The sequence below is a fragment of the Enterococcus sp. AZ048 genome, assembly GCF_051715125.1.
Classification (GTDB): Bacteria; Bacillota; Bacilli; order Lactobacillales; family Enterococcaceae; genus Enterococcus_A; species Enterococcus_A gilvus.
The window spans coordinates 873,820-896,939 of record NZ_JBIOTD010000001.1; the positions used below are offsets into that span (position 1 = coordinate 873,820).

General features: G+C 43.3%; 22 protein-coding genes. 15 read left to right on the forward strand and 7 right to left on the reverse strand.

The features are described from left to right. The first annotated feature begins 2 nt into the window (after positions 1–2). From IGI66_RS04340 to IGI66_RS04350, 3 genes are all read left to right on the forward strand, one after another. Positions 3–2,123 (forward strand): hydantoinase/oxoprolinase family protein, encoded by a 2,121-nt coding sequence (locus IGI66_RS04340; protein ID WP_086305571.1) that lies wholly within the window; start codon positions 3–5, stop codon positions 2,121–2,123. A gap of 42 nt (positions 2,124–2,165) precedes the next feature. Further along, positions 2,166–2,783, forward strand: coding sequence for a hypothetical protein (locus tag IGI66_RS04345; protein WP_438847739.1), 618 nt, complete (start codon positions 2,166–2,168; stop codon positions 2,781–2,783). Between the two features lie 96 nt (positions 2,784–2,879). Beyond that, positions 2,880–3,716: an SDR family NAD(P)-dependent oxidoreductase gene (locus IGI66_RS04350; RefSeq protein ID WP_010781459.1), complete on the forward strand. Its 837-nt coding sequence runs from the start codon at positions 2,880–2,882 to the stop codon at positions 3,714–3,716. A gap of 49 nt (positions 3,717–3,765) precedes the next feature. Here the strand turns inward: IGI66_RS04350 and IGI66_RS04355 are convergent, their stop codons facing one another. After that, entirely contained in the window at positions 3,766–5,673 is a 1,908-nt protein-coding gene (locus IGI66_RS04355) for a M13 family metallopeptidase (RefSeq protein ID WP_438847741.1), read from the reverse strand. A 146-nt stretch (positions 5,674–5,819) separates the two neighbouring features. Between IGI66_RS04355 and IGI66_RS04360 the strand changes: the two genes are divergently transcribed. The 7 genes from IGI66_RS04360 to lepB all read left to right on the forward strand — a co-directional run bounded on the left by IGI66_RS04360 (position 5,820) and on the right by lepB (position 11,623). After that, a complete protein-coding gene (locus IGI66_RS04360; protein ID WP_010781457.1) occupies positions 5,820–6,383 on the forward strand; it encodes a hypothetical protein in 564 nt (187 codons plus the stop codon). 43 nt (positions 6,384–6,426) lie between these two features. Continuing rightward, positions 6,427–7,398 (forward strand): ribose-phosphate diphosphokinase, encoded by a 972-nt coding sequence (locus tag IGI66_RS04365; RefSeq protein WP_010781456.1) that lies wholly within the window; start codon positions 6,427–6,429, stop codon positions 7,396–7,398. Between the two features lie 316 nt (positions 7,399–7,714). Next, positions 7,715–8,860, forward strand: coding sequence for a cysteine desulfurase family protein (locus IGI66_RS04370; protein WP_438847744.1), 1,146 nt, complete (start codon positions 7,715–7,717; stop codon positions 8,858–8,860). A 64-nt stretch (positions 8,861–8,924) separates the two neighbouring features. Then, positions 8,925–9,272 (forward strand): DUF1831 domain-containing protein, encoded by a 348-nt coding sequence (locus IGI66_RS04375; RefSeq protein WP_010781454.1) that lies wholly within the window; start codon positions 8,925–8,927, stop codon positions 9,270–9,272. Positions 9,273–9,517: 245 nt separating this feature from the next. Then, on the forward strand, positions 9,518–10,162 hold the full coding sequence (locus IGI66_RS04380; protein WP_314580553.1) for a hypothetical protein: 645 nt from the start codon (positions 9,518–9,520) through the stop codon (positions 10,160–10,162). 138 nt (positions 10,163–10,300) lie between these two features. Continuing rightward, on the forward strand, positions 10,301–10,906 hold the full coding sequence (locus IGI66_RS04385; protein ID WP_435934095.1) for a metallophosphoesterase family protein: 606 nt from the start codon (positions 10,301–10,303) through the stop codon (positions 10,904–10,906). Positions 10,907–11,080: 174 nt separating this feature from the next. Further along, positions 11,081–11,623: a signal peptidase I gene (gene lepB / locus IGI66_RS04390; protein WP_114524039.1), complete on the forward strand. Its 543-nt coding sequence runs from the start codon at positions 11,081–11,083 to the stop codon at positions 11,621–11,623. A gap of 58 nt (positions 11,624–11,681) precedes the next feature. Here the strand turns inward: lepB and IGI66_RS04395 are convergent, their stop codons facing one another. Genes IGI66_RS04395 through IGI66_RS04405 form a run of 3 tightly spaced genes read right to left on the reverse strand, consistent with a single transcriptional unit; the run spans position 11,682 to position 13,952 of the window. Next, positions 11,682–12,179 (reverse strand): GNAT family N-acetyltransferase, encoded by a 498-nt coding sequence (locus tag IGI66_RS04395; RefSeq protein WP_314580558.1) that lies wholly within the window; start codon positions 12,177–12,179, stop codon positions 11,682–11,684. 22 nt (positions 12,180–12,201) lie between these two features. Next, positions 12,202–13,578 carry a PH domain-containing protein gene (locus IGI66_RS04400; RefSeq protein WP_438847747.1) on the reverse strand — a complete coding sequence of 459 codons (1,377 nt, stop codon included), beginning with the start codon at positions 13,576–13,578 and terminating at the stop codon, positions 12,202–12,204. Positions 13,579–13,583: 5 nt separating this feature from the next. Beyond that, a complete protein-coding gene (locus IGI66_RS04405; RefSeq protein WP_010781448.1) occupies positions 13,584–13,952 on the reverse strand; it encodes a GntR family transcriptional regulator in 369 nt (122 codons plus the stop codon). Between the two features lie 181 nt (positions 13,953–14,133). Between IGI66_RS04405 and mnmA the strand changes: the two genes are divergently transcribed. Both mnmA and IGI66_RS04415 read left to right on the forward strand, forming a co-directional pair. Beyond that, complete coding sequence (gene mnmA, locus IGI66_RS04410; RefSeq protein WP_114524043.1) at positions 14,134–15,252, forward strand: tRNA 2-thiouridine(34) synthase MnmA; 1,119 nt, start codon at positions 14,134–14,136, stop codon at positions 15,250–15,252. Between the two features lie 206 nt (positions 15,253–15,458). Then, positions 15,459–17,204, forward strand: coding sequence for a carbon starvation CstA family protein (locus tag IGI66_RS04415; protein WP_314580565.1), 1,746 nt, complete (start codon positions 15,459–15,461; stop codon positions 17,202–17,204). Positions 17,205–17,244: 40 nt separating this feature from the next. Here the strand turns inward: IGI66_RS04415 and IGI66_RS04420 are convergent, their stop codons facing one another. After that, complete coding sequence (locus IGI66_RS04420) at positions 17,245–17,493, reverse strand: hypothetical protein (protein WP_240318389.1); 249 nt, start codon at positions 17,491–17,493, stop codon at positions 17,245–17,247. A gap of 60 nt (positions 17,494–17,553) precedes the next feature. Beyond that, a complete protein-coding gene (locus IGI66_RS04425) occupies positions 17,554–18,801 on the reverse strand; it encodes a multidrug efflux MFS transporter (RefSeq protein WP_086305582.1) in 1,248 nt (415 codons plus the stop codon). 243 nt (positions 18,802–19,044) lie between these two features. Between IGI66_RS04425 and IGI66_RS04430 the strand changes: the two genes are divergently transcribed. Continuing rightward, positions 19,045–19,416, forward strand: coding sequence for a DUF1033 family protein (locus IGI66_RS04430; RefSeq protein ID WP_010781443.1), 372 nt, complete (start codon positions 19,045–19,047; stop codon positions 19,414–19,416). Beyond that, entirely contained in the window at positions 19,355–21,430 is a 2,076-nt protein-coding gene (locus IGI66_RS04435; protein ID WP_314580570.1) for a DNA topoisomerase III, read from the forward strand. Before IGI66_RS04430 ends, IGI66_RS04435 begins: the two co-directional genes overlap by 62 nt. Before the next feature lie 66 nt (positions 21,431–21,496). Here the strand turns inward: IGI66_RS04435 and IGI66_RS04440 are convergent, their stop codons facing one another. Beyond that, positions 21,497–22,417: a ketopantoate reductase family protein gene (locus tag IGI66_RS04440; protein ID WP_438847751.1), complete on the reverse strand. Its 921-nt coding sequence runs from the start codon at positions 22,415–22,417 to the stop codon at positions 21,497–21,499. Between the two features lie 145 nt (positions 22,418–22,562). On the opposite strand from IGI66_RS04440, the gene IGI66_RS04445 reads away from it, so the two are divergent. Further along, positions 22,563–23,057, forward strand: coding sequence for a TetR/AcrR family transcriptional regulator (locus tag IGI66_RS04445; RefSeq protein ID WP_114524046.1), 495 nt, complete (start codon positions 22,563–22,565; stop codon positions 23,055–23,057). Positions 23,058–23,120 lie beyond the last annotated feature (63 nt).

Here is a 23,120-nt window from a genome sequence, read left to right on the forward strand (position 1 = left end):
ACATGAAACGACGTGTTCGGATCGGGATCGATGTCGGCGGTACGCATACGAAAGCAGTAGCTATCGACAATGATACTCAAGAAATTATCGGGAAATCTTCCGTGAAAACGACGCATGACAGCGAGCAAGGTGTTGCTGAAGGTGTCGTTCGTTCCTTTTTGAAATGTTTAGAGGAGTTTGATATTGCGCCAGAGGAAGTCGTCTTCGTGGCCCACAGTACGACGCAGGCGACAAATGCCTTATTAGAAGGGGACGTTGCCAATATCGGGATCATCAGCACAGCGAAACCTGGGCTCGAAGGCTGGCTGGCACGACCGCAAACAAATTTGAAGGATATTGATCTAGGCACAGGAAGAAGTATCCACGTAATGTCGCGATTCATTTCGCAAAAAAATCTAACCGAAGAAGAAATCGCTCCGATTGTTGACGAGTTGCTGGCAGAAGGAATGGATGTTTTAGTCGCTTCTGCGGCATTCGGCGTAGATAATCTCAACTTAGAAGAAAAGATTGCAGCAGTTGCTCGCAAAAAAAATATTCCAGTGACACTTGCTTCAGAGATGACCAAGCTTTACGGACTCTCTCGGCGGACGCGAACAGCGACGATCAATGCCTCGATTTTACCGAAAATGCTGGAAACAGCGAATTCGACTGAGCGCAGTGTTCGTTCATCAGGGGTGGATGTTCCCTTGATGATCATGCGGGGAGATGGCGGTCTGATGGATGTTGTCGAGATGAAAAAACGTCCGGTACTGACGATGCTGTCAGGTCCGGCGGCAAGTGTGATGGGCGCGTTGATGTATCTGCGCACGTCTAACGGTATCTATTTTGAAGTGGGCGGGACCTCAACAAATTTAGGGGTGATCAAAAACGGTCGACCTGTGATCGACTACTCGGAGATATCTGGGCATAAGACGTATGTGAATTCGTTGGATGTTCGAGTATTGGGTGTCGCTGGCGGCAGTATGATCCGTGTGAATAAGAGCGGTGTAAAGGATGTCGGCCCCCGCAGTGCGCATATCGCCGGCTTGGAATACGCTGTTTATACACCGGAAGAAGAAATCGTCGACCCTCAATTGGAGCTTTATTCGCCGAAGGAGGGGGACCCGGAAGACTATGTTGCCATTCGCTTAGCAAATGGAAAACGCATCACGATAACCAATTCTTGTGCTGCCAACGTATTGGGCTATGTGACGGATGACGATTTTTGTTACGGGAACGTCGCCTCTGCAAGAAAAGCGATGGCACCTTTGGCTGACTATCTCAATGTGTCTATTGAAGATGTCGCGCACCAGATATTGACCAAAGCAGTCGAAAAGATCGAGCCTGTGATCCAGTCATTAGCAAAGAAATACCAGCTTGAGAAGAACCAAATGACGTTAGTCGGTGTCGGCGGCGGTGTCGCTGCCTTGATCAAGTATGCGGCTGAACGGATGGCCCTCAACTATAAGATACCAGAAAACGCGGAGGTCATTTCCTCGATTGGAGTGGCATTAGCGGCTGTTCAGGATGTCGTTGAGCGAATCGTGCCTAGTCCCACGAAGCAGGATATCCAAGCAATCAAACAAGAAGTGACCGATATGGCGATCGAGAGTGGTGCAACAGAGGACAGTGTCGAGGTCCATATCGAGATCGATCCTCAAACACAAAAAATCACTGCCCGCGCCTCAGGATCGACCGCGGCACAGGCAACGGAACTTCAAAGTGCAGCAACTGAAGCGGAGGCACGAGAGATCGCGATCCAGGACTTCCGATTGCCCTCTGATCAAGTCAGATTATTGGATACGACAGATCATTTTGCTATTTACGGGGCAAAAACGAAAAAAGGGGATGCGATCCGAGTTATTGACAAAAAAGGCTTTATTCGCGTACAGCGCGAGCACGCCAAAGTAGTCAAAACGACGATCCAAAGCTATTTTGAAGTAGTCAATCAATTATGGGAAAGCATGGCGAACTATCAAAGTGATTTGATTATTCGACCGGATTATTATTTCTGCGTTGGTCCGCGGCTATTGGATTTTTCTAGTACAGATTTTTCTCAATTAACCATGCTGATGGAGATTGAAATGAGTGAGATTCTGGGGACGGATGAGATCATTATTATTGCCGCGAATCGCTATATTTAGCGACAACGAGAAAAGCTAACAAAGAAGGAGGGGGCGCTGCGGATGGATATTGTTGCGTTGCTTGAGTTAAGCGATGCGACTTATGCGCAGGGGTTATTGTCGCAGGATCATCTTTACAGAAAAATCCCTGAAGAACAGCGCTCAACTCTTTTGTATCAAGCGATCGACTGTGGAAAAGCCGCCGCGGCTCAAGTGCCCGCTAAGGATCTGCGTGCGTATTGTGAGCAAGAAAAGATCACGATCGATTATTTTGAGGAAGAAATAAAAGCGGAGAGCTTTCGCTATGTTTTTGCGGAATTTCAACTGCCTGATCGCATTCGGATCAATCAAAGTCTTTTGAAGGCAGCGGCGCCTTCCTTGAAGAAATATGACTTCTTAAAGGATCAGCAAGTAGAAGATATTTTATTGGCTCATGAGCTGTATCACTTTATTGAAAATCAGCAGCAGTTGTTCACGATTCAAAAAAATTTAAGCTACCAAACAGGGCCCTTTAAGCGGCATGCACGGTTACACGCGTTAAGTGAAATTGCGGCGATGAGCTTTGCTCAGTCCGTGTTAGAGCTGGATTTTTCACCGGTTCTATTAAATATCGTGCTGCTCGATCCGGTCGCACCCGAGTACAGCGAGACGCTGATCAAGCGGTTATTGGTGATTGATTGAACAAGACTATAGATTGATTGAAAAAAAGAATTAGTATCCTGGGAACGGATTCAGTATATTTAAAGAAAGATTACATAAAAGAACGGAGCGGAAAGAATGGAAAACACATGGTTAGATTTAGCAGGAGACGTCGTAGTTATCACAGGAGCTTTAGGGGGCATGGGACGGAAAATCGCTAATGATTTTGCGGAACAAAAAGCCAACTTGGCCTTAGTCGATTTGAATGAAGAAGCAACAGAAAGCTACGCGAAAGAATTAGCGAACAAATACGGCGTCAAAGCGAAAGGCTATTCGTGCAATTCAACAGTCGAAGAGCAAGTAGATGCCTTGGCGAAAACAGTCAAAGAAGACTTTGGCAGAATCGACGTATTGGTTCAAACTGCAGCGATTTTAACATTCAGCCCATTGGAAGACTTAGCATTAGAGGAATGGAAACGGACGATCGATGTAAACTTGACAGGGTACTTCTTAGTCTCACAACGTATCGGACGCGTGATGATCGAACAACAATCAGGTCGCATGGTCCATATCTCGACGATCGCTTCGATCGCTCCCGAAACATACTCAGGAGCATACAGCCCAAGTAAAGCCGGCGTGAATATGCTATCTAAGATGATCGCTGGTGAATGGGGACAATATGGCGTACGCAGCAACTGTGTCTTGCCATGTTTCGTTAAAACACCATTATCAACTAAATTCTATGAAGATGCAGAAGTGGAAGAAGGCAGAAGAAGAATGACTGCCAACCGTCGTATCGGCGAAGTACAAGATATTGCAAATGCGGTATTATACCTTGCCAGCAAACGTTCAGACTACACAAATGGTCATGAATTACGTGTAGAAGGCGGCTTCGGCAACATGATCGGCGATCTTGTACCAAAACCAGGTGGACGTCGCCAATACGCGATCGACTCAAAGAAACCAAAAGCATAGGCATAAACAAAGGGGTCTGACAGTAAAATTGTCAAACCCTTTTTTTCTATTACCAAATACGTACGCGTTTTTCAGGTGCCAAGTACATGGCATCTGTTGGCTGAATGTTAAATGTGTCATAGAAATCGGCTAAATTTTTCACTTGGACATTTGCCCGTAATTTGTTCGGTGCATGAACATCGATAGAAAGCAGCAATTGCGTGTATTCTTGCCGTGCCTTCATGCGCCAGATCGTTGCCCAGTTGATAAAGAAGCCCTTCAAATCAACATCGTGATCTTTCTTCGCTGCCTCTAACGCACAGCTTAATCCCCCTGCATCCGCAATGTTTTCTGAAACAGTCAGTTTGCCGTTGACTTTCCCGCCAGCGATCTCTAGGCCATCAAATTCAGCGATCATTTGATCAGCTAACTCTTGGAAACGAGTCCGATCGTCTTCTGTCCACCAGTTGTTTAGGTTTCCATACTCATCAAAGAGTGACCCATTGTTGTCAAAAGCGTGGGAGATTTCATGGGCGATCACCGCGCCGATCCCACCGAAATTCTCGCTGCTTGATTGTTCCAAACTGTAGAAGGGTGCTTGGAGGATCGCTGCTGGGAAGACGATGATATTGCGGAAGGGATGGTAATAGGCATTCACAGTATCTGCGCTCATTTCCCATTCGTCACGTTCCACGGGTTTGTTCCATTTTGCGTAATCGTCTTTTCGTTTTAATTGACTGAAGTGCAGGGCATTGCTCAAAAGAGTACCGCCTTGTTCTACAGGTGTTACCTTGTATTGTGTGTAGATGGGCGGAATCGTCTCTGGGTAGCCGACGTGGATGCCCAGCGTGTTTAGTTTGACTATCGCTTTTTCACGGGTCGCTTCACTAAGCCACGTATTACTGCTCAAGCGTTCTTGGTAGATCCCCACCATCCGTCGTACCATTTGTTCGACATCTTTTTTGGCTTGTTCGCCGAAATAAGTTTTTCCATAATAATCCCCAACGATCTGATCAAAACGACCAGAGGCGAGGTAGAACGCTGCTTTTTCCTTCGGACGTGCCTCGGGAGCGCCAGAAAGGGCACGGCTGTATGTTCCGCCGACTTGACGAAATTCTTCACTCAGGTAACCGGTCAATGCGTTGATGGTCATGACCAGCATCCAGCTTTTCATTTCTTGGAAGGTATCAGGATTTACTAAGGTATCCAATTTTTCAAAATAGGCCGGTTCCGTTACGATGATTTTTTCAGGAATCTCACCGATCAGCCCGATCAATAATTTCTTTAAATCCAAGTGTTGGCTGTGCTTGATAAATTCTTCGCCGCTTTCAGGATTGTACATCTTGCTGTAGTCGGCATTTTCCTCCGCACTTTTTACATGAGGGGCCAGTAATTTGTCGTAACGCAAGGCTTCCTCTGTGATTTTTTCTGCCTTTTCCGCGTCGAAGCCGGCAAGAGTAAAGAGCGTCATCGTCATTTCCTTAAAGATCGCCAAAAGCTGCGGCGCTTGCGGATGGCCTTCTTCATAGTAGGTCTTATCTGGCAAAATCAGTCCAGGCGCACCTGCGAATAAGGCATTGATCGTTGTGTTTTTCATGTCTGCATCCACATCGACTCCAAAAGGTAACGGCAGTCCTTCGATGACCCAACTGGTTAATTGCTCTTCTAAATCTGCGAGCGCTTCAATGTCTTCCACTTTTCTCAATAAGGGAAGAAGGGGTGCAGCGCCGTCTTCATCGCGTTTTTGATAGTCGTTTGCCAATTGGAAATAAGCAATGTATTCCTTCATTAAATCGTTTGGAATGGCAGAAGGATTCGCGCTCATCTTTTTTGTATCAGCCATCAACAAGTCGTCGATCTCATCGACGAGGTCTTGAAAGCCGCCTGTTGCAGGCTTATCTGCTGGGATCGTTGCATGCTCGATCCATTCGCCGTTGACGGCTTCGTATAAATCTTCTGTGATCTTAGTATTATCCAAAATAGACTCCTCCTAATTCTTTAATAAGTTGAAAACTAAAAAGTCTCTGGCAATGTCCATGATCTTTTTCTAGTTCTTTCAGCTACTATCTATTATGATATATCTTAAGAAGATACACAAAAGAAAATGATTTGGTGGTGGAAGCGATGGACTATTTAAAGGATCACTGGTATGACCTGAAAAGCTTTGAAACGTATCGCGAGTGGAAGACACCGCGAGGCTTTTTATGCGGGACCTATGCCAGCAGCGTGTTGTTGGCGTATTGGCAGGATCAGATTGATGTTGCCTGTTTGCCCGCGGGACTGAGAAAAAAGAACAGCAAACAAAAAGAAGAACTGATTCGTGCGTTGAAACCAATGCTTCAGCCGGTGGACTTCCCGACAGTGCCGCTGCAGATTTCGATCGGTTTGAATCGTTTCTTTCGTCGCTACCGCATTCCTTACCGTGCCCGCGGGACGATGGTGGGTTCTTGGCAGCGGGTGACCAAGCGCCTATTAGGAGGCGAGCCGGTCATGATCGGTCTTTTACAACTAAGGGGCAGCACCTACAAAAATCATTGGGTCGTCGTTCATGGATTCATGGAGACCTCGGCGGGCGATCGGTTTTATAAAATCCATGACAACTGGGGCAAGAGCGAGGCTGTGATCCCGGCTGAGTGGGGGAATGGCACAATCTCCTTAAAAAAAGTAAATGCTACAGCAAATAACTGAAAATATGTTAAACTGGTGTTACAAAAATACTTGGAGGGACACCATGTCAGAAGAAAGTAAGGAAAAATTTAAAATTTTTAGTCTTAATGGGAACAGACCATTGGCTGAAAAAATCGCCGATGTCTGTGGCGTGCCGTTAGGGAGAAGTACTGTCAAGCAATTCAGTGATGGAGAGATCGCCATCAATCTAGAAGAAACAGTGCGAGGATTTGATGTGTATTTGATCCAGTCGACCAATGAGCCGGTAAATGATTATTACATGGAATTATTGATCATGATCGATGCATTAAAACGAGCAAGTGCAAAAACGATCAATGTCGTTCTGCCTTATTATGGGTATGCGAGACAGGATCGTACGGCAAAACCACATGAGCCAATTACTGCAAAACTGGTTGCGAATTTACTTTCAGACGCAGGTGCGACAAGAGTGTTGACACTTGATTTACACACGGTGCAAGTGCAAGGATTCTTCGATATTCCTGTAGACAATTTGTTCACGATGCCTTTATTTGCCCATTATTATCGTCGCCGCGGGATGGTTGGGGATGATTATGTGGTGGTTTCTCCTAAAAACAGCGGGGTGCAGCGTGCCCGCAGCCTAGCGGAATACTTAGATACAGCGATCGCGATCGTAGATGTTGCCGAAGAGGGCAATCCAGATTCTGGGTACGTGATCGGAGATGTAGAAGGCCGCTGTTGTATTATGGTAGATGACATCTTGAACACGGGTGAAGTCTTCTCTAATGCATCAAGAACCTTGAAAAAGGCAGGGGCGAAGGAAGTCGTTGCCTGCGCTTCTCACGGGTTGCTTTCACCTCCAGCAAAAGCCAATTTGGATGCGACTGAGATCAAAGATATTTGTATCACAGACTCCGTTTTGACGGCACCTGAGCGTCATCCTGAGAAATTATCCATTATCAGCAGTGCGATGCTGATGGGAGAAGCAGTGAAACGAATCCATCAAAATGAATCCGTTAGTCCGTTGTTTACGATGGAACAAAAGGATTTTGAATAAAACTGTCTATCCTCCTGCGGGTGATTCACCCACAAATTGACTGACAGTCAGAGCACTCTCTGTTCCAAGCTTCAGAATGTGCGACATAGAAAAACGAATAATTGATCAATAAGCAAATGTTGTTCAAATTTACGAAGCACCAAGGAGATACTAAGCTTCATCTATGCACCCAATGATTGTGCTTCTAAGCGATTTTGACCGAAATATGTCTTATTGCTAGAAGCATCGGTGGACGGATGCGAAAAATAGTATCTGCTTGGTGCTTCTCTATTGAGCAGATTTGTTAATCCTGACGTATAGAAAGGTTTGAAGGTTTGTGGAAACTATTTATTTAGATCATGCGGCAACAAGTCCGATGCATCCAGAAGTAATCGAAACGATGACAGAAGTGATGAATGAAACATTTGGGAACCCCTCAAGTATTCATTCTTTTGGACGACAAGCTGCAGGGAAATTAGAGATGGCTCGTGAAGTGATCGGGAAAAGTCTTGGTGTAAAATACCATGAGATCATTTTCAACAGCGGCGGGACCGAAGGAGATAATACAGTGATTCTAGAGACCGCCTTTGGTCGTCAAAATGAAGGCCGTCACTTGATCACGACACAAATTGAACACCCAGCAGTCATCAATTCAATGAAGTATCTGGAAACTCAAGGATTTGAAGTGACGTATTTGCCAGTTGATCGCAAAGGGAGGATTTCCTTAAAGGATCTTGAGGAAAGCCTACGCCCCGATACGATCTTGGTTTCTATCATGTATGGAAACAATGAGATCGGTAATTTGATGCCGATTCAAGAAATCGGGGAGCGGTTAAAGGACCATCCTGCTTATTTTCACACGGATGCCGTCCAAGCCTACGGGAATCAATTCATTCGTCCTCGTGAATTAGGCGTTGATTTCTTAAGTATTTCTGCGCATAAGATCAATGGACCAAAGGGTGTTGGTTTTTTGTATAAAAGTGATGAGGCCAAATTGCAGCCATTGCTTCACGGTGGGGAACAAGAAGAAAAACGCCGTGCAGGAACTGAAAACTTGGCAGGGGTTTGCGGAATGGCTAAAGCGGTAGAACTGCTGACAGAGGCTGAACGTGAAAAACGTCAAAAACTCTACGAACAATTCACTCAAAAAGTATTGACCACACTTGATCAAGCAGGGGTTGATTATCACATGAATGGTGATTTGAACAATAAGCTGCCTCACGTTTTGAATCTCCGCTTTACTGGGATCGTCAACGACTTGTTGTTGATGAAGCTAGACTTGAAGGGCATTGCTGTTTCTACGGGTTCTGCTTGTACCGCAGGGACGATCGATCCTTCTCATGTATTAGAGGCAATGTACGGCGAAGGCGCGATCGAAGTCAAAGAATCGTTGCGCGTCAGTTTTGGTTACGGGAATACAATCGAACAAGTCGATTATTTTGCGGAACAACTCGTCGCGAGTTTGCACGAACTGACAAAGTAGATTGAAATGCCTGAAACTTATCTTTATAATTAAGAGTGAAAAGAAAAAATGATGAGGTGAGCAAATGGCATTTACGAAGACAACAACGATCAAAGGTTCAAAGTATCACTACGCATTGGCGCCGACCGCTAAAAAATATACCTTGCGAGACAATGGATTTACTGAGACAACTTCAGGTAATTTCCAATTGATCCGTCCATTACAGGCAACGCCCCAAAGTAAAGAAGGATTCAAATTGAAAATTACGGTATCAAAAGATATCAGCACAATGAAAATGTCTGTAACGACTGCCAATGGTCTGAAAACAGTGGATATTTTTAAAGATGAACGACAAGAAATGGTTCAAGAAAAATTCTATTTCCTAATGGATGGAATGATCGAGCGTGGATTGTTTGTCAAAGAGGAAGTCTAAAGAAGACGGAAGATCTTATCGAAGAGGATAAGGTCTTCCTTTTTTTTTGCGAAATTATTTAGCGATTATAAAAAGCTAATATTTTTTTATTGATTCGTGTTTTAAAACGCGCTGTTATTATATTTCTGTGTCTATTTTGCTATATTCATCTTTTTTTGGGAAAAATTTTAAGGCTGATAAGCTTAAAATTCAGAAGATTATGGTACACTTATAATAAGAAAATAGCTGGAAATGAAGGTGACAAGTTGGTTCAAAAGGTACATACGATCGATCATCACAAAATTATTTCTGATTTCCGTCTCTTATCTGGCCTAACCGTCTCGATCGAAGACTGCGCCAAGCTGACGAAAGAGTTTCAAAAATATGGGGTGGAAGATTATTATATTAGTGATTATGAAGGAAATAGCTATTTAACACGTTATGTTGATTATTTTATCGATGGAATCCCTTGTTGGAAATATAAAAAGCAGTATTTGATTCCGCTGATTTTTCGAGATATGCCAGATACACAGCGAATGTTTAAAGACACGTACCGTTGGGAAGCCTTTTTCATTCTTTTAGATTGGTACTTGGAATACAATCCTGAAAAAGTGATCGTGACTTGTACGAAGAAGAGGCAACGAATGGAAGTCATCGACACGGCCTTTTTGATTTTCCGCTTGTGGGAAATTTGCGATGGCGCGGCCTTTCCCATCGCCAACTTCAACACGCTTTCTGAATTTGAGAAGTGGAACCAAGTGTTTCATTTGATCGACACTGGAAAATCCTTCAAACGCACGCGGGAATTCGATACCAGCAAAGTGGAAGATCTAACACAGTTAGAAGCAGTTCTTTCTATTATCAAATTAAAATATCAAGCACTTTTACAAAAACAAGGCTACCAAGTATAAGTTGGTGGTCTTTTTTCTTTGGCTGCTTTCTCCAATCATGGATAGAAATTTATAAAACAAAGGAACAGTCAAGCGCATTTTTTTAGAAGAGATGGTAAACTATAAGAAACAATCTGAATTCGTTTGTAGGTGAATGGAATGAAATATTTTATCTCAGATACGCATTTTTTTCATGAGAATTTATTAGGAGATAATGACTTTGCGCCGCGTTTATTTGATTCTGTGGACGAGATGAATCAGCAAATGATCCGTGCGTGGAACGCTGTCGTGAATGAAAGGGACACGGTCTATCACCTAGGAGATGTGGCGATGCATCCGAACTATGAAAAAGGCTTTCCAGAAATTTTAGAACAGTTGGTGCAATTAAACGGTCGTATTATTTTTATCAAAGGAAACCATGATTCTCGGACTTTTTTCAATTATTTGGCGGCCCATGATCCAAAGCTTGAGAATGGAGAAGACAAATTTGTCTTTCACGATGTGGGCGCGATCGTAAAATTTAACCATCATCAATATTATTTGACCCATTATCCGATGCTCTTAGGCAAGACGTTAAATATTCGGAATCTCCATGGACATATTCATAATTACAGTATGCCGATCGCGGAGGATATCAATGTTGGGGTAGACGCGCCTGAACGAGGATTTTTAAAAGCACCCCTGCCATTCGGAACGCCGATCTCTGAAAATTTGATTGACGAGATCGCGGAATACAAAGAAGCAGAAATCAAGAAATTAAAATAGTACAGGCGAGGCATTGAACAGTCGATGCCTTTTTCATGTTTTTTTACCTTTTCGTAAAGTTTACAGCGAATCAAAAAAATGAATAACGAAAAACGGAAGCACTGTTTTCGTGACAAGGGGTTTGTGGTAAATTTGAAGGAACGGATAACATAAAAGCAAGAGAGGAGCCCGAAAGTGAACAAAAAGGAAATAATCAAGACGATTCTATTTTATGTTCTGATGGTCGGCTTAGTGATCGCACTGCGCAGGTTTGTCTTCACCCCCGTCGAAGCGGTGGGAGATTCGATGAAGCCGACGCTGAATAATGGGGAGCGAATGTTTGGATTGAAGCATACCGCCCTCGACCGATTTGATATCGTGACATTTCCAGCTCCGGACAATCCCGGCGCCGAATATGTCAAGCGAGTGATCGGATTGCCCGGGGATACTGTCGCTTACAAAGAGGATCAGCTTTATATTAATGGCAAGAAATACAGCGAGCCTTATTTGGACGAATACAAAGAAAAAGTTACGGATGGCTTGCCGTTAACGACCGATTTTGATTTGCAGGAGTTGTTTGGGGAGCAGAATGTTCCAGAAGGAAAGCTGTTTGTTTTAGGCGACAACCGTCGAATTTCAAAAGATGGCCGTATGATTGGCATGATCGATCAAGACGATATTCTGACCAATGTGAAATTTGTCTTCTGGCCGATCGAACGAATGGGAAAAGTAGAATAAAAAAATAAATAGACAGACGGCTTATAAAGAGTCGTCTGTCTATTTTTTTTTAAAAGGATCACTCGCGGATGGCGGCTTCGTTAAAAGTTTCTCGAAGGCTCTTTTTGTAAATCCGCGAGTGTTCTCCCCATGGATGATAGCCATCGCCGATATAGTGGAAAGCCATTTTTTCATAGAGACCTTCATGATCCGTCGCGAGAAAAAGATTCTCAAACCCGAACCTGCGTGCGTCTTCTTCGACGCTCTCAATGAGTATTTTACTTAAAAAGTGTCCGCGATGCTGCGTATCGACATAAACAGCACAAAGCCAAGGCCATAGGTCCATTCTGCTGATGAAATCATTTGTGATAAGGCCGGCACACCCAATGATCTCTTCACCAGCCATCAACGCATACCATTGGGGAAGCACGTTTTTTGTCGTTAATGCGTGGGTCAGACAGTCCTCATAGACGGCTGTTGTTTCTTCAGAAGCCCATTGCTTTTTTACATAGGACAGGATGGAATCAATCTTTTCAGGGTGTTCTCTTAAGCGGATCACTCGAACAGTTTGTGTCATTGGGTTCTTCTCCTTTTGATTTTTAACGGTGAGACTGGATTTGCTGATACGCCTTTTTAGTAACGGCTGGTTTGATATTCGTATAATAGTAATCGCGTTCGTTTGTCGAAATCTTTAAGATTGGTTTGGAACGATGATCCACGAAGAGAGAGGCGGGCTTGCCATCGATTTTAAAACTTCCGAGGGCGTAATCTTTCGTCCCTAAGCCATTGATCTTCATTCCAGAATCGGGGAGAGTCTCGATCAACGCAACTGTTTTGATCTCATCGTAAGAAATTTTTTGTTCTTTAGTAAGCGGACCATCCAAACGAATCGATTTTTGCTGGAGCTGATAAGTCAAGGGATCGGGATGATAGTCCAAGATATACAGAGGCCCAACAGAGACAACCATAGCGACAATGAGAAGAAGCGGAACAGAAGCAAGAAAAATTTTTCCGCCGATTCGCCCTAAGTTGATCGTCAAATTCATGCCAATACGGTCAGGGATCATCAAACGACGATCATCTGGATTGCAGTATATTCCGTAACGCCAATAGTAATCGTCTCCTGCATACCGAAAGCTCGGTGTTTGCGCCAATAATTGGTCTTGCTTCGTACGTAAACGGAACAACCACCAGAAGGTCAGCCCGCAAAAAAGAAAAATAAGCAAGAATTCGCTGATCATCAGGACACTAAATAGACGACTGCTGCTGTTCATGGTCAGTATTGGAATATAGGCAATGAGATTAATGAAAACGCTCGTTGCCACAATGAATGTTGACCAATAAAATTTTGTCAGGTCATTGTATTGCTGATTAATGGACGAATCGTCAGTGAGTGCTCGAGTCGGCAGGCGCTTGATCGATGCCCAGCTCAGAATAAAGAGAACCAGCGCGACGCTGCAGACACCAAATAAGATCCAAGTTAAGCTTCCTGCACCTTGTCGAGCGGTCAGAGCGGTCAATAAAATCAGTGAACCGATGGATAAAACAAACCACCAAGGGGATACCAATTTTCGATTTTTCTCAAGAACCAATTTTGTATCCACACGAATCGGCTGCTCGGTCAACTGCCACTGATTCGCAACGATCAATTGCCGACCTCTACGAATGTAGCGAAGTTGCAGTAAATACGCAGAACCAATGCTGAGATACAGAAGAAAGAAAAACAGCAGCATGAAGAGGGATTCTTTCATTGGTATGAGGAGAAGAAAAGCAGCAATACTCAAACCAAAGGCCAACTGAAATTGGCGCTTTCGATAGTCTTTACGAAAGGCTAGTACTTGCGGCTCCTCCATTTTATCTGCTGGAAAAGTATTTTCCACGATCACATAGTTATGCGGCTTCGCGGCTAAAGAGCTAACGAAGGCCATGATAAAGTTGCAAAAAATCAATATAAGCAACAGAATAAATTCGAACATCCGCCTTACTCCTTTCCAAAACTCGTTACTATTTTTTTGACCTTTTCTTGGATCGCTTTTTCGTCAGGTTCAGACAAATAAAGTTCTGCCAACACTAATGTTAATTGTTCCTCGTCTGTTTTCTTAGAGGTGACAGGCAAAGAAGCGACCAAAGTTCCTTTCCGCCGATCCGTGATCAGATAGCCTTCCTCCCGCAATTGCTGATAGCCCTTAGAGACAGTCATCGTGTTTACTCCTAGTTCATCGGCAAACTGGCGGACGGTCGGCAGTTGCTCGTTTGGCTTCAACTCACCACGGGCGATACCGATAATGATCTGTTTCCGCAATTGCAAATAGATGGGTTCTTCGGAACGGGAATCAATTTCTATAATCATTTACTTGCCCTCCTTTGTATTATTTATATTAATACAAACAATACAAAAAGACAAATAAAAATAATATAAAGGAATATCTATCGAAAATTTAAGATTTATGTTGTATAATTCGTCATACTGAAAAGTTGCGACCTTCAAATCGTAGAGTTTTCGGAATCTATATTGAAATGATGGTGATACTGTGTCTAACAGCAACACACGAGTCGTCGTAGGAATGAGCGGCGGCGTCGATTCATCAGTGACAGCTTTGTTGTTAAAGGAACAAGGCTATGATGTAGTCGGCATTTTTATGAAAAATTGGGACGACACTGACGAAAATGGTGTTTGTACCGCGACAGAAGATTATAAGGACGTGGCGAAAGTCGCTGCCCAAATCGGCATTCCTTATTACTCTGTCAATTTTGAAAAGGAATATTGGGATCGTGTCTTTGAATATTTCTTAGCGGAGTACCGTGCAGGCCGCACGCCGAATCCAGACGTGATGTGTAACAAAGAAATCAAGTTCAAAGCGTTCTTGGATTACGCGATGGAGTTAGGTGCGGATTATGTCGCGACTGGACATTACGCCCAAGTCGAAAAGGATGAAAACGGGGTGGTCCACATGTTGCGAGGCGTGGACAATAACAAGGACCAAACCTATTTCTTGAGTCAGTTATCGCAAGAACAATTAGCGAAGACGATGTTTCCTTTAGGCGGGATGCAAAAACCAGAAGTTCGTGCGATCGCTGAACGTGCTGGCTTGGCTACTGCTAAGAAAAAAGACTCTACTGGGGTCTGCTTCATCGGTGAAAAGAATTTCAAACAATTCTTGAGCAACTACCTTCCTGCAAAGCAAGGGAAGATGGTCACGCTAGACGGTGAGGAAAAAGGAACACACGCGGGTCTGATGTATTATACGATCGGCCAACGTCAAGGCTTGGGAATCGGCGGCGGCGGAAAAACCAATGATCCTTGGTTCGTAGTCGGCAAAGACTTAGCTACCAATACGCTGTATGTTGGACAAGGGTTCCATCATGAAGCGTTATACGCAACGAGTTTGGATGCGAGCGAGATTCACTTTACGACAAATGAAGAGCGACCAGCAGAATTCAAATGTACTGCGAAGTTTCGTTACCGTCAGCAAGACGTACCCGTTACTGTGCGTTTGCTGGAAAACGATCGAGCAGAAGTCATTTTCGATGATCCTGTTCGCGCGATCACACCAGGCCAAGCGGTCGTTTTCTACGACGGCATGGAATGCTTAGGCGGCGGATTGATCGATCATGCGTACCAAGAAGCAAAGGAATTACAATATATTTAATTTAGAGAAAAGCAGTCACTTACTACAAAAGTGGCTGTTTTTTTGTGAATAAAAAAGTCAAAGTATTCAAGAACAGGACGAATTTGTTTCAATTGTATTTACAGAAAATTCGTGAAAATTAAAATGATTCTCTTTACATGCTCATGGAATTATGGGAAGATACTAATTAAATATTTATTATAAAACGAAGAGAGTTGGGTGAGTTTATGAATGGTGTTGTTTTGTTAATAGTAGCTATTATTTGTTTTATCGCCGCGTATTTTGGGTATTCCCGCTGGTTGGAGAAAAAATGGGGCATTGATCCGAAGGCGGTAACGCCTGCGGTCGCTCTGGAGGATGGAGACGACTACGTACCTGAGCCGGCTTTTGTGGTATTTAGTCATCAATTTTCATCGATCACTGGTGCCGGACCGGTGACAGGCCCGATCATTGCCGCGATGTTTGGTTGGTTGCCAGCTTTTTTATGGATCTTGTTTGGCGGAATCTTTTTTGGAGCAGTACATGATTTTGGCGCTCTTTACGCCTCCGTTAAAAATGAAGGCAAGTCAATTGGATTGATCATTGAAAAATATATTGGAAAAGTTGGGAAGAAGCTGTTCCTATTGTTCTGCTGGCTGTTTGCCCTGTTAGTCATTGCGGCCTTTGGTGACATTGTTGCCACGACCTTCAATGGAATGACACCGGACGTTCCCGCAGCAGTCAACACAGCAAATGCTTCTGCGGCCTCGATCTCGATGCTGTTTATCATTTCCGCAGTGCTAGTCGGATTCTTTATGAAGAAAGTGCACTTAAAGGGCATCGCTATGCATGCTTTTGGAATCGTGGTCTTGTTAGTGACGCTGGCTATTGGTATTCTCTTTCCGATTTTCGCAGACAAACAAACGTGGCTGCTGATCGTATTTGCTTATTTGTTCTTAGCATCGGTTATGCCGATCTGGTTGTTGATGGCTCCTCGTGATTTTCTTAGCACGTATATGCTGTTAGGGATGATCATTGCGGCGGTGTTGGGACTTTTGGTGGAAGCGCCGATGGTTGAGCTGAATGCCTTCAATGGATTTGCGGTACAGGATGCTACAGGAAATGTGAAATACCTTTTCCCGATTTTATTTATCACCGTTGCCTGCGGAGCTGTTTCTGGATTCCATAGTCTGGTCTCTTCGGGAACCTCTTCGAAGCAGGTAACGAACGAAAAACACATGCGTCCTATCAGCTATGGCGCGATGATGTGCGAATGTGTTTTGGCGGTAGTGGCTTTGGTAGTAGCAGGCGCTGTTGCTAAGAATGGTCAATTACCGGCTGGAACACCTTTCCAGATCTTCTCTGGTTCAGTCGCTGGATTCTTAACGAAATTTGGTTTGCCGCTGAATGTTGCGCAAGCCTTCATGACGATGTGTGTTTCTGCATTGGCATTGACTTCGCTGGATTCCGTTGCACGTATTGGCCGAATGTCGTTGCAGGAATTCTTTTATGAAGAGGGTGCCGAGCAAAAAGGGCTAGCTAAATTATTAACAAATAAATATGTCGCAACGGTTGTGACTTTAGGTGTAGGGTTTGTCTTAGCGCTTGGAGGCTATAACAGTGTATGGCCGCTATTTGGTTCGGCGAATCAATTATTGGCTGCGATGGTCATGATCGCGGTGGCCGTTTATATGAAGACCTCTAAAAAATCAGGGGTGATGTTTTACATTCCTATGGGGATCATGCTTGCCGTTACCTTTACGGCACTGGGCATGTCAGTTTATGGGCTGGTAACGAAATTGATCCGTGCGACAGACTACTTAGTGACGATCCCAGCAGTTCCGGCTGCAGGACAATTTGTCTTCTTATCAGACGGATTACAGTTAGTCTTTGCCTTTCTGTTATTAGGATTGGGCTTGATGGTCGCAACGAAATGCCTGCGCTCTTTATTTAATGTAGAAAGTAAAAGTACAGAAAAAGCAGTCGCAGAATAAGAACAAAAAAAGACTTCGTCCATTCGACGAAGTCTTTTTTCTATGAAAGGCTCTGGGCAAAATGTGCCATGGCAACTTTCACTTCATTAAGTTTTTCAGGTTTGATCAAGGGAAATAGTTTTTCTTGCAGCTTCTTGAATTCTTGCAGGCTTAGCGCCTCAGTTTCTTTATCCGCGAAGCTTTTCACTAGAATCTCTTTTGCTTCCTCTTCTTTTCCTTCAATCGTATTGTTGAGGAAAAAGTCTAAAAACTTTAATTGTCCATCAAGCATCGTTTTCACTTCTTTCATTAGAATCACTTATTAGTATAAAAAACTAACGAAAAAGTTGCCATTAATCTGTCTCGGCGGTCAATGAGAACCTTGTGCTTGGTGATGATTTTCAGCGATTTCTTTCGTGTTGCGGTGAACTAACAAGTAATTCATCAGAACCAATGCGGAGGTTGAAATAAAGACTCCGCGATAGCCGAAGAGTGAGGAAACACTAGACCCGATCATAGGTCCAACAACGTTTCCAGCCGCTTGGAAGGATTGATTGTAGCTGAAGATTCTTCCCGCAGCTTCTTGAGGAGAATACTTTGTGATCAGCGCTTGTACAGCAGGGAGCAGACAAGCATCAGAAATACCCACAAGGAAGCGTAAAAAAGCGAGTTGCCAAACATTTGTTACGATGGACATAGGCAGAAAGACCAGCATGGCAAAGATCAATCCGATTCCCAGAATTTTTTCACTTCCAATTTTATCCCCCAGCCGTCCAAAGCGCGGCGCCGCAATCAAAGTAGCGATTCCCGGAATGGAGGCGATGATACCACTGACTAAAGTGACATTGCCGTGATTATGCATCAACTGTCGAATGTATAGACTGATAATGGGGCTGATTGAATTATTCGAGGCTTGAATAATCAGTGTTGTAACGAACATTCCGATGACGACATGCGGGTATTTCAAGCTATGAAAAATCTCTTTTGCCGGAAGCATATCTTTTTTCTCGATCGGTGTAAATTCTTCATGAACAAACATCAGACTCAAAAGAAAGACTAAAAATAGAATCCCGCCTGTGATGAAGAAGGTCAAACGATACCCAAAGATGGACGCGGTGACGCCCCCCACCAAAGGTCCGAGCAAATTACCCGTTACAGCTCCTGTGGCTAATGTTCCAAGGACCTGTCCGCTTTTTTCACGAGGGGTGCCTGTTGCCACCAAAGCGGTAGAATTACTGATGTAGCCGGAGAAAACACCCTGCAGCAAGCGCAGACCGATCAACTGATAAACATTCCCTACTGTTCCCATCAAGCTGATAACGATCGCCATTCCTAGAGAGGCCCGCAGCAACATTATTTTTCGGCCCTTTTGGTCAGCCAATCTTCCCCATAAAGGAGAGACGATCGCGGTGATCAAAAAAGTCGAAGAAAAGGTGATCCCACTCCAAAAGTTCAATTGCTGGTTGGTATAGTGGCCTAGGGAATCTATGTATAAAGACATAAAAGGCATCACGAGACTGAACCCAATGCCAGCCATAAAGGTACCAAACCATAAAACAATCAAGTTCTTTTGCCAAGTAGGGCGTGGTTGAAACAATGTATTTTTGAGTTTACTCAACGTGTTAACTGCCTTCTTTCATTACCTATGAAGTTTTCAAAAATCGATTTTCATTATAACTCTCTTAAGGTGCATATAAAAACCTCTCGCTTTGTGGTAGGATATAATTAAGAAAAAATCAATATTTTTCTGCAAATTTTTGTGGTTATCTTGATTTTTCTTGAACTTGTTTCAGCCAGAAACATTTTTCTTGAATTTTTATTTCATGATACTTATGATTAGGGTGGAAAGAAGGGTAGCGGGATGTATCAAGTAATTACAATGTATGGAGATAATGAACCTTGGTGGTTCTTTGAAGAATGGCAAGAAGATATTCAAGAAACCGCGACTTTTGAGGATTTTGACGCGGCTGTAGCTTATTACGAACATCGTTGGAGCGAGCTCCAAAATACCAATACATATAGCAGTGCGAAACATAACTTTTTAAGCGCATTTTGGAAAGAACAGGACGAACGCTGGTGTGAGGAATGTGATGACTATTTACAACAGTATTGGGGTCTTGCCTTATTGAAAGATGAACAGCCATTAACGGTTGATAGCAGAAAGGAATTTTATGAAACAGCTAATTATAGCGGAAAAGCCAAGTGTTGCAAGAGACTTGAGCAAGGTGCTTAACGCCAATCAAAAAAATAAGAATTATTTTGAAGGACCCAATGTTGTCGTGACTTGGGCCCTTGGTCATTTATTGGGTTTAAAAATGCCGGAGGATTTGAATAAGGAATGGCAAAGTTGGCAGATGGAGACATTGCCGATGATTCCTAAAACGATCGGCATCAAGCCGTTACCTAAAACCCGTGGACAGTTAAAAACGATCCAACAGCTGGCAAAACGAAAAGATATTACAGAAGCGGTGATTGCTACTGATGCCGGTCGTGAAGGGGAACTTGTCGCGCGATGGATTTTGGAATATGTACGTTTTGAAAAACCTGTCAAACGGCTTTGGATCTCTTCACAGACGACCAAAGCGATCACAGACGGCTTTAAGCAGCTAAAGCCTGCGAAAGATTATGACAATCTGTATTATTCAGCATTGGCACGGGCAAAAGCGGACTGGCTCGTTGGCTTAAATGTCACACGCGCATTGACAGTAAAATACGAAGACAGTCTATCGGCTGGACGTGTACAAACACCGACCCTTGCGATGGTTCGGCAACAAGAGAAGAAAATCGAGAAATTCCGTCCGCAAAATTATTTTGTGGTTTCTTTGGAGGTTGAAGGGCAAAAAGCCAAATTGAACCAAAAGAACCCTTATGGAATCACTGAACGTGAAGCGGCTGAAAAGCTGGTTAAGGATTTGTCACAGCAAAAAGGAACAGTGACAGAGATAACGGAAAAGGAAAAGACGGAACCGGCTCCTTTGCCGTATGATTTAACAGAGATCCAACGAGAAGCCAATGCCCGGTATCAATTTTCTGCGAAGAAAACCTTGTCTCTCGTCCAAAGCCTATACGAGACTCATAAAGTCGTGACTTATCCGCGAACAGACAGTAAGTATCTGACAAATGATATGAAGGCAACGATGAAAGAACGCCTGCAGGCAGTCAGTGATTTTGCGCCAGAAGTAAAAACATATATCAAAAACGGTGCGCAAGTAAAACAAAAGCGCGTGTTCCAAGACAGCAAGGTGACAGATCATCATGCGCTGATTCCGACTGAACAGCGTGCCCGCTTCGAAAAATTGTCCACCGATGAGCAGCGAATCTATAATATGATCGTGACACGATTCTTAGGTTTATTTGCAGAAGCGCACAAGGAGAGCCAACAAAAAGTAACCGTGACATTCCAGCAGGAGACGTTCACTTTCCGTCAAAACAAGGTATTGGTTGCTGGATGGAAGCCCGAAGAAGAGGCGAAAAAGACAATTCAATGGTCTGAAGGAATGAAAATCGTTCCGAACTTTACAATTGAAAAGGCTCTGACGACACCGCCGAAGCCATTGAATGAAGGAACTCTTCTAGGACAGATGGAAAAGCACAGTCTGGGAACTCCCGCTACACGTGCTGAAATCATCGAGAAATTAATCAAATCGGAATTAATGGAACGGACGACTAGCGGACTATTGGTTTCACCAAAAGGAAAGCAATTATTGGAGCTGGTGAATCCTTCATTAGTGACCCCAGAGCTGACAGAAAAATGGGAGAAGCAATTAGAGCAGATCGCTAACGGCAAATACAGCAGCAAACAATTTTTGCAAGAAATCGAAGCCGATACGAAGAAATTAGTCAGTGAAGTTAAACATAGCGACAAAAAGTATCAGGATTTCTCTATTACAGCAAAAAAATGTCCGGAGTGCGGGTCACCGTTACGAGAAAAAAATACGCGAGATGGTAAAATCTATATTTGTACGAATCCAGAGTGTACGTACCGCCGTCGGAAAGATCCAAAAGTCTCGAATCATCGTTGTCCGCAATGTCACCGCAAGATGGAGATCATCGACGGGAAAAACGGCGCTTACTTCCGCTGTAAATATGACGGAACGACAGAGAAGATGTTAGACAAAAAAGAACGATCAAAGAAAATGACTAAGCACGAAGAACGCCGCTTATTAAAGAAACTCAATGATCAAGAAGAACCGCAAGAAAGTCCATTAGCTGCTGCGCTAAAGGCAGCCATGAAAGACCAAGATTAACGACAAGCCGCCAAGTTCGAAATCGTCTTGGCGGCTTTGTTAGTTAGAAAGCTGAGGATAAATTCCTCAGCTTTTTTCGTACTTTTCTTTAGCAGTTTGAAGCAGGGTATCAAGCTCTTTATTCTCTTTTGTTTGATAGTGTTCAAACGTCCGGATCAATTCATAAACCTCTTTGAAATTTCCTTGAACCATTCGACTGATTGGTGAACGATAATAGAGTGTGTAAAAAAGCTTTGCAAGAGCTGGGTGCTGGAATAGAAATTGTTGTCCTTTAGGCAAAATCTCACTACCGCTTGCTTCTAACAAATCAATGCCTTCTTTTAATGCATAGGAAAGCGTCGAGAGTTCGCCGGACTTGCGAATGGTCACAGCGGAAAAATCATAAAGGTATTCGAACGAATTTTGGATCATGACCATCGTTGCGTGACTTTTTAGCCAGTCATCCATTTTTTGTTCATGACTCCAACCATAATTTGTACCTTCAAACACAGTATCTAAGGTTTGTGTGAGTTTAAAGTGTGTATGCAGCGAACCGATTTTCATTTGCCCTTTTCCAAAACGCAGAACGGAGACCCCGATGTCAGTAGACATACCCCCAGTTAATTGAAAACCAAAGTAAACGTCTTTAGGCTGCACACTTTTTTGTTGCAAATCTTTTTCTAAACCAGCCGCGTCGATCTGGTTGCCCACAAAGAGGATCGTTTGGCTGCAGTTCTCTGCCAAAGAGTCAATGACTGTCGGGAAATCACTGTATTTCATCGTCACAAAAATCAAATCATACTGATCCTTCGGTTGAAGCGTTTCAATCACTCGAAGGGTATCTTTTGTTTGCTTGCGCTGAAGGGAATGGGTCAACACCAAACCATTTGTCTGCAGCTCTTTTTTTCTCTGACCTCGTGCCAGGAGTGTTACTTGATTGTTCCCTTTTAGGAGTGAATGGGCAAGATAGCTTCCTTGGATGCCTGCACCGTATACTAGTATTTTCATCTTTTTCAATCCTTCCAAAATCAACAGGCGTTGATTAATCAACTTGTGTACATTATAATAAGTGGACTATTCAGAAGTTTCAATCAACAAAAAGTCTTTTATGTTGATAATTGAACAAAAAGTATTAATTGATTGGAGTGCAATGATGGACCGACGAAAGCGAAAGACTCAAAAAGTAATTACATCCGTTTTCTATCAGCTTTTAAAGAAAAAAAGTTATGAGGACCTATCTGTGAGCCTGATATGTCAGACGGCGGATATTAATCGAGGCACGTTTTATCTTCATTTTATTGATAAAGATGACCTGCTGGAAAAAAGTATTGCTTACGAGATGCAAAAATTATTCGAGTATTGTGATCGGAACGAAGAAACAAGCAATCAGAGAAAACTAGAAAAAACGTTTGAATATGTAACGGCAAATCGTGACCATCTGCAACGGTTGTTTCGTGCGGATAAGCAAGGTTTTTTTGCGAGCTTTCAAATTAATTATTTGATGGAGCAAATGACGGACCAATCGCCGATGACCAGTGTTTTCTTCGCTCACGGGTTGGTTGGCTTGCTGGAGTATTATTTGACGAATGATGTTTCAGAAGTAGAGGTGTCCCAAGAATTAGAAAAAATCACCCATTCATTTCGTTAATGGAGTGTAAATTTTTTTGAACTTGAAGGAGTAGAAATAAGAAAAGAAAAGGGTTACAATGTA

What these genes read in the sequence shown, in the direction of transcription:
- IGI66_RS04340 (WP_086305571.1), top strand. Translation starts at nt 3, where the DNA reads ATGAAACGACGTGTTCGGATCGGGATCGATGTCGGCGGTACGCATACG.
- IGI66_RS04345 (WP_438847739.1), top strand. Translation starts at nt 2,166, where the DNA reads ATGGATATTGTTGCGTTGCTTGAGTTAAGCGATGCGACTTATGCGCAG.
- IGI66_RS04350 (WP_010781459.1), top strand. Translation starts at nt 2,880, where the DNA reads ATGGAAAACACATGGTTAGATTTAGCAGGAGACGTCGTAGTTATCACA.
- IGI66_RS04360 (WP_010781457.1), top strand. Translation starts at nt 5,820, where the DNA reads ATGGACTATTTAAAGGATCACTGGTATGACCTGAAAAGCTTTGAAACG.
- IGI66_RS04365 (WP_010781456.1), top strand. Translation starts at nt 6,427, where the DNA reads ATGTCAGAAGAAAGTAAGGAAAAATTTAAAATTTTTAGTCTTAATGGG.
- IGI66_RS04375 (WP_010781454.1), top strand. Translation starts at nt 8,925, where the DNA reads ATGGCATTTACGAAGACAACAACGATCAAAGGTTCAAAGTATCACTAC.
- IGI66_RS04385 (WP_435934095.1), top strand. Translation starts at nt 10,301, where the DNA reads ATGAAATATTTTATCTCAGATACGCATTTTTTTCATGAGAATTTATTA.
- IGI66_RS04395 (WP_314580558.1), bottom strand. Translation starts at nt 12,179, where the DNA reads ATGACACAAACTGTTCGAGTGATCCGCTTAAGAGAACACCCTGAAAAG.
- IGI66_RS04400 (WP_438847747.1), bottom strand. Translation starts at nt 13,578, where the DNA reads ATGTTCGAATTTATTCTGTTGCTTATATTGATTTTTTGCAACTTTATC.
- IGI66_RS04405 (WP_010781448.1), bottom strand. Translation starts at nt 13,952, where the DNA reads ATGATTATAGAAATTGATTCCCGTTCCGAAGAACCCATCTATTTGCAA.
- IGI66_RS04415 (WP_314580565.1), top strand. Translation starts at nt 15,459, where the DNA reads ATGAATGGTGTTGTTTTGTTAATAGTAGCTATTATTTGTTTTATCGCC.
- IGI66_RS04420 (WP_240318389.1), bottom strand. Translation starts at nt 17,493, where the DNA reads ATGAAAGAAGTGAAAACGATGCTTGATGGACAATTAAAGTTTTTAGAC.
- IGI66_RS04430 (WP_010781443.1), top strand. Translation starts at nt 19,045, where the DNA reads ATGTATCAAGTAATTACAATGTATGGAGATAATGAACCTTGGTGGTTC.
- IGI66_RS04435 (WP_314580570.1), top strand. Translation starts at nt 19,355, where the DNA reads ATGAAACAGCTAATTATAGCGGAAAAGCCAAGTGTTGCAAGAGACTTG.
- IGI66_RS04440 (WP_438847751.1), bottom strand. Translation starts at nt 22,417, where the DNA reads ATGAAAATACTAGTATACGGTGCAGGCATCCAAGGAAGCTATCTTGCC.
- IGI66_RS04445 (WP_114524046.1), top strand. Translation starts at nt 22,563, where the DNA reads ATGGACCGACGAAAGCGAAAGACTCAAAAAGTAATTACATCCGTTTTC.